The organism is Streptomyces sp. NPDC097981 (assembly GCF_040302565.1).
Classification (GTDB): Bacteria; Actinomycetota; Actinomycetes; order Streptomycetales; family Streptomycetaceae; genus Streptomyces.
Genome location: NZ_JBEORW010000020.1, coordinates 141,056 through 148,867 on the forward strand (window position 1 = coordinate 141,056; position 7,812 = coordinate 148,867).

The 7,812-nt window shown below is 71.6% G+C and carries 6 protein-coding genes; 5 read left to right on the top strand and 1 reads right to left on the bottom strand.

Annotated features, from left to right (window positions below):
* The first annotated feature begins 406 nt into the window (after positions 1-406).
* Entirely contained in the window at positions 407-3,139 is a 2,733-nt protein-coding gene (gene aceE, locus ABTY04_RS20850; protein WP_352214825.1) for a pyruvate dehydrogenase (acetyl-transferring), homodimeric type, read from the top strand.
* Between the two features lie 151 nt (positions 3,140-3,290).
* Entirely contained in the window at positions 3,291-4,127 is an 837-nt protein-coding gene (locus ABTY04_RS20855) for a potassium channel family protein (RefSeq protein WP_352214826.1), read from the top strand.
* Here ABTY04_RS20855 and ABTY04_RS20860 read toward each other — a convergent pair.
* Positions 4,108-4,509, bottom strand: a complete 402-nt coding sequence (locus ABTY04_RS20860) for a peptidase inhibitor family I36 protein (RefSeq protein ID WP_352214827.1) — start codon at positions 4,507-4,509, stop codon at positions 4,108-4,110. The genes ABTY04_RS20855 and ABTY04_RS20860 overlap by 20 nt on opposite strands.
* 326 nt (positions 4,510-4,835) lie before the next feature.
* On the opposite strand from ABTY04_RS20860, the gene ABTY04_RS20865 reads away from it, so the two are divergent.
* The 3 genes from ABTY04_RS20865 to ABTY04_RS20875 all read left to right on the top strand — a co-directional run bounded on the left by ABTY04_RS20865 (position 4,836) and on the right by ABTY04_RS20875 (position 7,724).
* Positions 4,836-5,480, top strand: coding sequence for a TetR/AcrR family transcriptional regulator (locus tag ABTY04_RS20865; RefSeq protein WP_502996684.1), 645 nt, complete (start codon positions 4,836-4,838; stop codon positions 5,478-5,480).
* A gap of 177 nt (positions 5,481-5,657) precedes the next feature.
* Complete coding sequence (locus tag ABTY04_RS20870) at positions 5,658-6,797, top strand: alpha/beta hydrolase (protein ID WP_352214840.1); 1,140 nt, start codon at positions 5,658-5,660, stop codon at positions 6,795-6,797.
* 75 nt (positions 6,798-6,872) lie between these two features.
* Complete coding sequence (locus ABTY04_RS20875; protein ID WP_352214829.1) at positions 6,873-7,724, top strand: DUF4429 domain-containing protein; 852 nt, start codon at positions 6,873-6,875, stop codon at positions 7,722-7,724.
* Positions 7,725-7,812: the final 88 nt, after the last annotated feature.

Below are 7,812 nucleotides of genomic sequence, written 5' to 3' on the forward strand. Positions count from 1 at the left end.
CTTCGGCGGCGCGCGTACGCGCAGCATTGGGCGTAGTCCACACGGGAGCGGCGGATCGCGCAAGTACCCGGCCGCCGAGACCGTCGAAACGGTGACGATTACGGCCGTCTCGCCGCAACTTTCAGCCTTCCCGGGTGTACCTCTGGTGATTCATCCCACACCATTCCAGCTGATTCGGCATCGCTTGGTGACTTTCCTACCTGTTTGAGGGACGAACGGTCTTACGAAGCGACTGATCGTCTTGGGCGTAAGGTTGCGGTTTGGCCGGACCCGCCGCCGACGGCGCCCCGAAACGCCGCGACTCCAGTGATTACCCAGTGGTACAGGTGACGATTCCGACCGGGCGTAAGACGATGGGAGGCGGCGAAACCCCATGGCACGACTCCCCTGACAGCGAAGGAACAGCGTGGCTTCCGCATCCGATCGCAATCCGATCATCATTGGCGGCCTGCCGAGCCAGGTCCCGGACTTCGATCCGGAGGAGACGCAGGAGTGGCTCGACTCCCTGGACGCGGCCGTGGACGAGCGGGGCCGTGAGCGCGCCCGCTATCTGATGCTGCGGCTGATCGAGCGGGCCCGCGAGAAGCGTGTGGCCGTGCCCGAGATGCGCAGCACGGACTACGTCAACACGATCGCCACCAAGGACGAGCCGTTCTTCCCCGGCAACGAGGAGATCGAGCGCAAGGTCCTGAACGCCACCCGGTGGAACGCGGCCGTCATGGTCTCGCGCGCACAGCGTCCCGGGATCGGCGTCGGCGGGCACATCGCCACGTTCGCCTCCTCGGCCTCCCTCTACGACGTGGGCTTCAACCACTTCTTCCGGGGCAAGGACGAGGGCGACGGCGGCGACCAGATCTTCTTCCAGGGCCACGCCTCCCCCGGCATCTACGCGCGCGCCTACCTCCTGGACCGGCTCTCCGAGCAGCAGCTCGACGCGTTCCGGCAGGAGAAGTCGAAGGCTCCGTACGGCCTGTCCAGCTACCCGCACCCGCGGCTGATGCCGGACTTCTGGGAGTTCCCGACCGTCTCGATGGGTCTCGGCCCGCTCGGCGCGATCTACCAGGCCCGGATGAACCGGTACATGGAGGCGCGCGGGATCGCCGACACCTCGAAGTCACACGTTTGGGCGTATCTCGGCGACGGCGAGATGGACGAGCCGGAGTCGCTCGGCCAGCTGTCGATCGCCGCCCGTGAGGGCCTGGACAACCTGACCTTCGTCGTGAACTGCAACCTCCAGCGGCTCGACGGCCCGGTGCGCGGCAACGGCAAGATCATCCAGGAGCTGGAGTCGCAGTTCCGCGGCGCCGGCTGGAACGTCATCAAGCTGATCTGGGACCGCTCGTGGGACCCGCTGCTGGCGCAGGACCGCGACGGCATCCTGGTCAACAAGATGAATTCGACGCCGGACGGCCAGTTCCAGACGTACGCCACCGAGACCGGCGCGTACATCCGCGACCACTTCTTCGGCGACGACCAGCGGCTGCGGGCGATGGTCGAGAACATGAGCGACCAGCAGCTGCTGCACCTGGGCCGCGGCGGCCACGACCACAAGAAGATCTACGCGGCGTACTCGGCGGCCAAGGCCCACAAGGGCCAGCCGACGGTGATCCTCGCGCAGACGGTCAAGGGCTGGACGCTCGGCCCGAACTTCGAGGGCCGCAACGCGACGCACCAGATGAAGAAGCTGACGGTCGACGACCTCAAGCGCTTCCGCGACCGCCTGCACATCCCGATCACCGACGCGCAGCTGGAGAACGGCGCCCCGCCGTACTACCACCCGGGCCCCGGTTCGCCGGAGATCCAGTACATGCACGACCGCCGCAGCTCGCTGGGCGGCTACGTGCCGACCCGCGTGGTGCGCGCGAAGCCGCTGCAGCTGCCGGACGACAAGGCGTACGCGGCGGCCAAGAAGGGCTCGGGGCAGCAGTCGATCGCCACGACCATGGCGTTCGTGCGCATCCTGAAGGACCTGATGCGGGACAAGGAGATCGGCAGGCGGTTCGTGCTGATCGCCCCGGACGAGTACCGCACGTTCGGCATGGACGCGTTCTTCCCGAGCGCCAAGATCTACAACCCGCTGGGCCAGCAGTACGAGGCGGTCGACCGCGACCTGCTGCTGGCGTACAAGGAGTCCCCGACCGGCCAGATGCTGCACGACGGCATCTCGGAGGCGGGCTGCACGGCCTCGCTGATCGCCGCGGGTTCGGCGTACGCGACGCACGGCGAGCCGCTGATCCCGGTCTACGTCTTCTACTCGATGTTCGGTTTCCAGCGCACGGGTGACCAGTTCTGGCAGATGGCCGACCAGCTGGCGCGCGGTTTCGTACTCGGCGCGACCGCCGGCCGGACCACCCTGACGGGTGAGGGCCTCCAGCACGCCGACGGTCACTCCCAGCTGCTGGCGTCGACGAACCCCGGCTGTGTGGCGTACGACCCGGCGTACGGGTACGAGATCGCGCACATCGTGCAGGACGGCCTGCGCCGCATGTACGGGCCCGATGCCGAGGACGTCTTCTACTACCTGACCGTCTACAACGAGCCGATCCAGCACCCGGCCGAACCGGCGGACGTCGACGTGGACGGGATCCTCAAGGGCATCCACCGGGTGTCCGCGGGCTCTGCGGGAGCCATCGGCGCGCAGATCCTGGCCTCGGGCGTGGCGGTTCCGTGGGCGCTGGAGGCCCAGCGGATCCTGGCCGAGGAGTGGAACGTCCGGGCGGACGTCTGGTCGGCCACGTCCTGGAACGAGCTGCGCCGCGAGGCCGTCGAGGCGGAGGAGCACAACCTGCTCCACCCCGAGGAGGAGCAGCGCGTCCCGTACGTGACGCGGAAGCTGTCGGGTGCGGAGGGGCCGTTCGTGGCGGTCTCGGACTGGATGCGGTCCGTCCCCGACCAGATCTCGCGGTGGGTGCCCGGCGCCTACACCTCGCTGGGTGCGGACGGCTTCGGCTTCGCGGACACGCGCGGCGCGGCCCGGCGCTTCTTCCACATCGACGCGCAGTCGGTGGTGCTGTCGGTGCTGACCGAGCTGGCCAAACAGGGCAAGGTCGACCGTTCCGCGCTGAAGCAGGCCGTGGACCGGTACCGGCTGCTGGACGTCTCGGCGGCGGACCCGGGCGCGGCGGGCGGCGACGCGTAGCGCACCGCGTCCGGAACGGGTGAGCGGGTGACGGCGGCGGGCCGGGGCTCAGGTCCCGGCCCGGTGCCGTCGAGGCGGGTCCTCGGCAGCGCCGGGGGCCCGCTTCGCTTTACCTGTTCCTTACGATGCTCCGTATGAAGGAACCCTCCCGATGAAGGAACCCTCCCGCCAGCTGCGGTGGGAGCGGCGGAGCCAGACTCCGTTGCTCGTGCTCGCCATGGCGTTCACCGTCGCGTACACCGTGCCGATCGTCGTGCCCGACGCGGGCGCGGGCGTGCACCGGGCGTGCACCGTCACCGAGTGGGTGGTGTGGGGGGCCTTCGCCGCCGACTACCTGATGCGGCTGGGCCTGTCGACGGCGAAGAGGGCGTTCGTCCGGACCCACTGGCTGGACCTGGGCGCGGTGCTGCTGCCGATGCTCCAGCCGCTGCGGCTGCTGCGGCTGGTGTCCACCCTGCTGCTGGTGGGCCGGCGGGCTCGGATGGCTCCGCAGATCCGGCTGACCACGTACGTGGCGGGAGCGGTGGTCGGGCTGCTGATGTTCGGCTCGCTGGCCGTGCTGAGCGTGGAGCGGGACGCCCCCGACGGCAACATCAAGAACCTGGGCGATGCCGTGTGGTGGAGCTTCACCACGATGACGACCGTGGGGTACGGGGACCACTCCCCCACCACCGGGCTGGGCCGGGTGCTCGCGGTGGGGCTGATGCTGTCTGGGATCGCCCTGCTGGGTGTGGTCACCGCCAACATCGCGGCCTGGTTCATCTCCCGCTTCGAGCTCGACGACCAGGTGGAGCGGGCTCAGACCGCCGCGATCGCCGAGCTGGCCGCGGAGGTACGGGCGCTGCGCGCCGAGATCGGCCGACTGGGCGGAGCGGGAGCGGGCGTCCTCCCGGGCGCGGGGGCCGCCCCGGGCGCGGGAGCCGACGTACCGGCCCGGACGCCCGAGGCGGCCCCGGCGGCGGGTGCCGTCAGCGGTCCCACACCTTGAAGGCCCGGACCAGGTAGGGCGACTCGGGCAGCCAGACCCCGTCGCCCGGATAGGTCTGGAACTCGCCGGTCTCCGCGCACTCGGCCGACTGGTAGGTGGTCACCGGCCGCCCGGTGCGGTTGATCAGCGACTGGGCGCTGGTCCCGGCGGGCAGTGCCGTACAGCTGTTGATGTCCAGGGTGCTCAGCTCGTGGGTGTGGCGGGTGCCCTTGAACTCCGGCTTCGCCCACAGGCACAGCTGCCCGGTGGCGCACGCGGGGGCCTTGCCCGGCGGCGGGCCGGCGGCGTGCGCGGCGCTCGCCGTGCTCGGGACGAACGCGGCGAGGGCCAGGACGGTTGCGGCCAGGACGGTGGTGGACCGTGCGGGTGAACTCGTACGCATGACGGGTCAACTCCTTGTGGACCGGGCACCCCGGACCGGTTCCAGAGCGCCTCGGACACCACGCTGACCTGCGAGGACTGCCGGGCGGAAGGGGCCGGGGGCGGGTCCATCCGGATAGGCGACAGTCCTGCCGGAACCGTCCGGCGGGGCGGTCGCGCGCATCCGGTTGACGGCTGTGCGGGGCGCCCGCGGCCCGGCGTGGACCTCGGGGTCTTCACCAACGGGTTAACGGGGCGGCCCCCGGCCGGGGCCGTCACCGATACCCTGTCCGCCCACTCGGCGTCAGATTCGGCATGCGGAGCATGCGGAAAGGACACCCCTCGGTGATCACCGACGAGCGGCCGGGGCCGGCGCCCGGGCTGCGCGAACGCAAGAAACGGCGCACCCGGGACGCGCTGCTGCGCTCCGCACTCCTCCTCTTCGTCGAGCAGGGGTACGAGCGCACCACCGTCGACGAGATCACCGACGCCGTGGAGGTCTCCCAGCGCACCTTCTTCCGGTACTTCGCCAACAAGGAGGAGGTGGCCTTCGCCGTCCAGGACCTGGTCGAATCGCACCTCGTCGCCGCGCTGCGCGCCCGGCCGGCCGCCGAGGGGCCGCTCGAAGCCCTGCGGGGAGCCGTGCTCGGCGCCTGGGACACCCTCGACGAGGTCCTGCGCGACGTGGTCCCGGTCGACCTCTACATGCGCACCTACCGGCTCATCGAGTCGACCCCGGCGCTGCTCGCCGTCCACCTGCGCCGCTCCACCGAGCTGGAGGAGCGGATCGCCCGGCTGATCGCCGAGCGCGAGGGCCTGGACGTGGACGCGGACCCGCGGCCCCGGGTGGCGGTCGCCGCGTTCTCGGGGGTGATGAGGGTCACCGGGCGGTTGTGGGGACAGGGGGAGGACGCCAGCGTGGGCTCGATCCGGCGCATGACCGAAGCCTGCGTTGACCAGATCGGCCCGTCGCTGGCCGCGCACTGGCGCTGAACGCCCGTACGAGGTCCTGTCGTCGGCCGTGAACCCGGTCACCCTGGGCACCGTGTCCGGATCCTGTCTCATACGCTGGTCCCAGTGAACCTGTCCAGCCTTGCTCACCCCACCGCCGGCGCCGACCCGCGCCCGGCCGCCCTGCGCACCCTGCTCGCGCTCGCGGTGGTCTTCATCATGCTGGCCACCACCGGCTGGACCGCGGTGCACCGCCCCGACGCAGGCACCTCCCTGCGGGCCGCCGCCCTCTCCGCCTGGGCCACGGCCCGGATCGACGGCCGGCCCGTGCCGCCCGCCGACGCCCCCGTACGGACGGTGGCCCGGTTCTTCGCCGGCCTCGACGGTTCCCAGCGGGCCCAGCTCGCCGAGGGCTACCCCCTGGTCGTCGGCAACCTCGACGGGGTGCCCGCCGCGCTGCGCTACCGGGCCAACCTGCGCGCCCTGGAGCAGGCCGAGCAGGTGGACGAGGCCCGCAGCCGGGACGTCAGTCTGACCCCGGCCGATCGCAACACGGCCGGCCGGCGCTCCCACCGCTTCGCCTCCCTGGCCCTGCCGGGCCGGCAGATCCTCGCCTTCGACCCCACCGGCGGCGGCCGCGTCGCCGAGGTGTTCGGCGACCTCGACCGGGCCGACCGGATCTCGGTGGTCGTCCCCGGCGTCGACACCGACGCCCTCACCTTCGAGCGCACCCAGCGCCGCCTCACCGCCCCCGTCGGCATGGCGCAGTCGCTGTACGAGGCCCAGCGCGCGGCGGCTCCCGACAGCCGGACCGCGGTCATCGCCTGGGCCGGCTACACCGCCCCCACCGGGGTCGGCATAGACGCGGCCACCGGCCGGATGGCGGTGGACGGCGCCGTACGGCTGGAGGCGCTGACCGCGGCGCTGCCCGGGGACGCGAGCGTGGCGCTGTTCTGCCACAGCTACGGATCGGTGGTGTGCGGGGTCGCCGCGCACACACTGCCGGAGCGGGTGACCGACGTGGTGGTGGCGGGCAGCCCGGGGATGCGCGTGGGTTCGGCGGCCGAGCTGCACACGTCGGCCCGGGTGTGGGCCACGCGGGACTCCGGGGACTGGATCGCGGACGTACCGCACCTGGAGGTCGGCGGGGTCGGCCACGGGGCGGATCCGGTGTCGCCGGACTTCGGGTCGCGGCTGCTGTCCTCGGCCGGGGCGAAGCTCCACACCGGCTATTTCGAGCCAGGGACGGGATCCTTGGACAACTTCGCCAAAATCGGAACCGGCAAGTTCGCTTCCGTCGTGTGCGCGACCGGCGACTCTGCATGCCGCCGTGGAATTTCCGGGACAGACGGGGACTGACGCGGGTAGAGCCCTGGAAAACGGGCTCTGCACCGAGGGGGACGCACAGGGGTGCGTCCCTTTACCATGTGCCGCATGGGTGACGTACTGGCCGGAAATCATGCCGTCTGGGAGTTCGACTCGGACTCGGTGCTCATCCGCTTCGCACGGGGGATGAGAACGCCGAGGACGCCGAGACTCCTTCACGCCCTCGGGGCGCGGCGGATCCCCTTCGAGGCGTTGTCGGGGGTGACCGTGAGCGCGACCGGGTCCGGGGGCAAGCGCGACACGGTGGTCCTGCATGCCGTGCCGCGGCCGGGTGCGGATCCGCTGATGGAGGCCGCTGCCGGGCAGTTGCGGGAGGTCTGCGACCCGTACCGGCTGGTGCTGCCGGGGGACCGGGCCGGGCAGGCGGCCGAGTTCGCGGACGCCGTACGGGCCCGGCTGGGCCCCGGGGCGGCCGACCCGGCGGAACGATTCCTCGTCCGGGTGCCGGAGCCGCCGCTCCAGCTGAAGGCGTACGACGCACGACTGGGCTTCGACGGCTCGGCGGTCACCTTCCACTGGTCGCGTACGGGTGCCACGAGCGCGAAGTGGAAGGCGGGCGACCAGCGTTACCCGCTGGCCGCGCTGGCCGGTGTCGAGTGGAGCTCGCCGGAGGGGCCGGGCGGCCACCTGAGGCTGCTGCTGCGGGACGCCACGGGCGACCCGCGCCCCGACCACGACCTGGCCGCCGCGGTGTTCGCCGTCGGGTACGGGTCGGTCCACGAGTCGCTGCCGTTCGCGGCGGCCGTCCTCGCCGCCCTGCGCGACCGCACCCCGGTGGCCTCGGTCCCGGCGGCCCGCACGGACGAACGACTGCACCACCTGACCGAGCTGTACAGCGCGGGCCTGCTGACGGACGCGGAGTACGCGGCGCTGCGCGACCGCTTCACCGCCGACGCCTAATGGGAGCTACGGAACCGGGGAATGCTCGGTTCCGTAGCCGCCGGTAGGTGAGCACTTTCGACGCCGGAGCCTTCGAGCTCTGAGGTCA

Coding starts and splice junctions, on each gene's coding strand:
- ABTY04_RS20855 (WP_352214826.1), top strand. CDS start 3,291: ATGAAGGAACCCTCCCGCCAGCTGCGGTGGGAGCGGCGGAGCCAGACT.
- ABTY04_RS20860 (WP_352214827.1), bottom strand. CDS start 4,509: ATGCGTACGAGTTCACCCGCACGGTCCACCACCGTCCTGGCCGCAACC.
- ABTY04_RS20870 (WP_352214840.1), top strand. CDS start 5,658: ATGCTGGCCACCACCGGCTGGACCGCGGTGCACCGCCCCGACGCAGGC.
- ABTY04_RS20875 (WP_352214829.1), top strand. CDS start 6,873: ATGGGTGACGTACTGGCCGGAAATCATGCCGTCTGGGAGTTCGACTCG.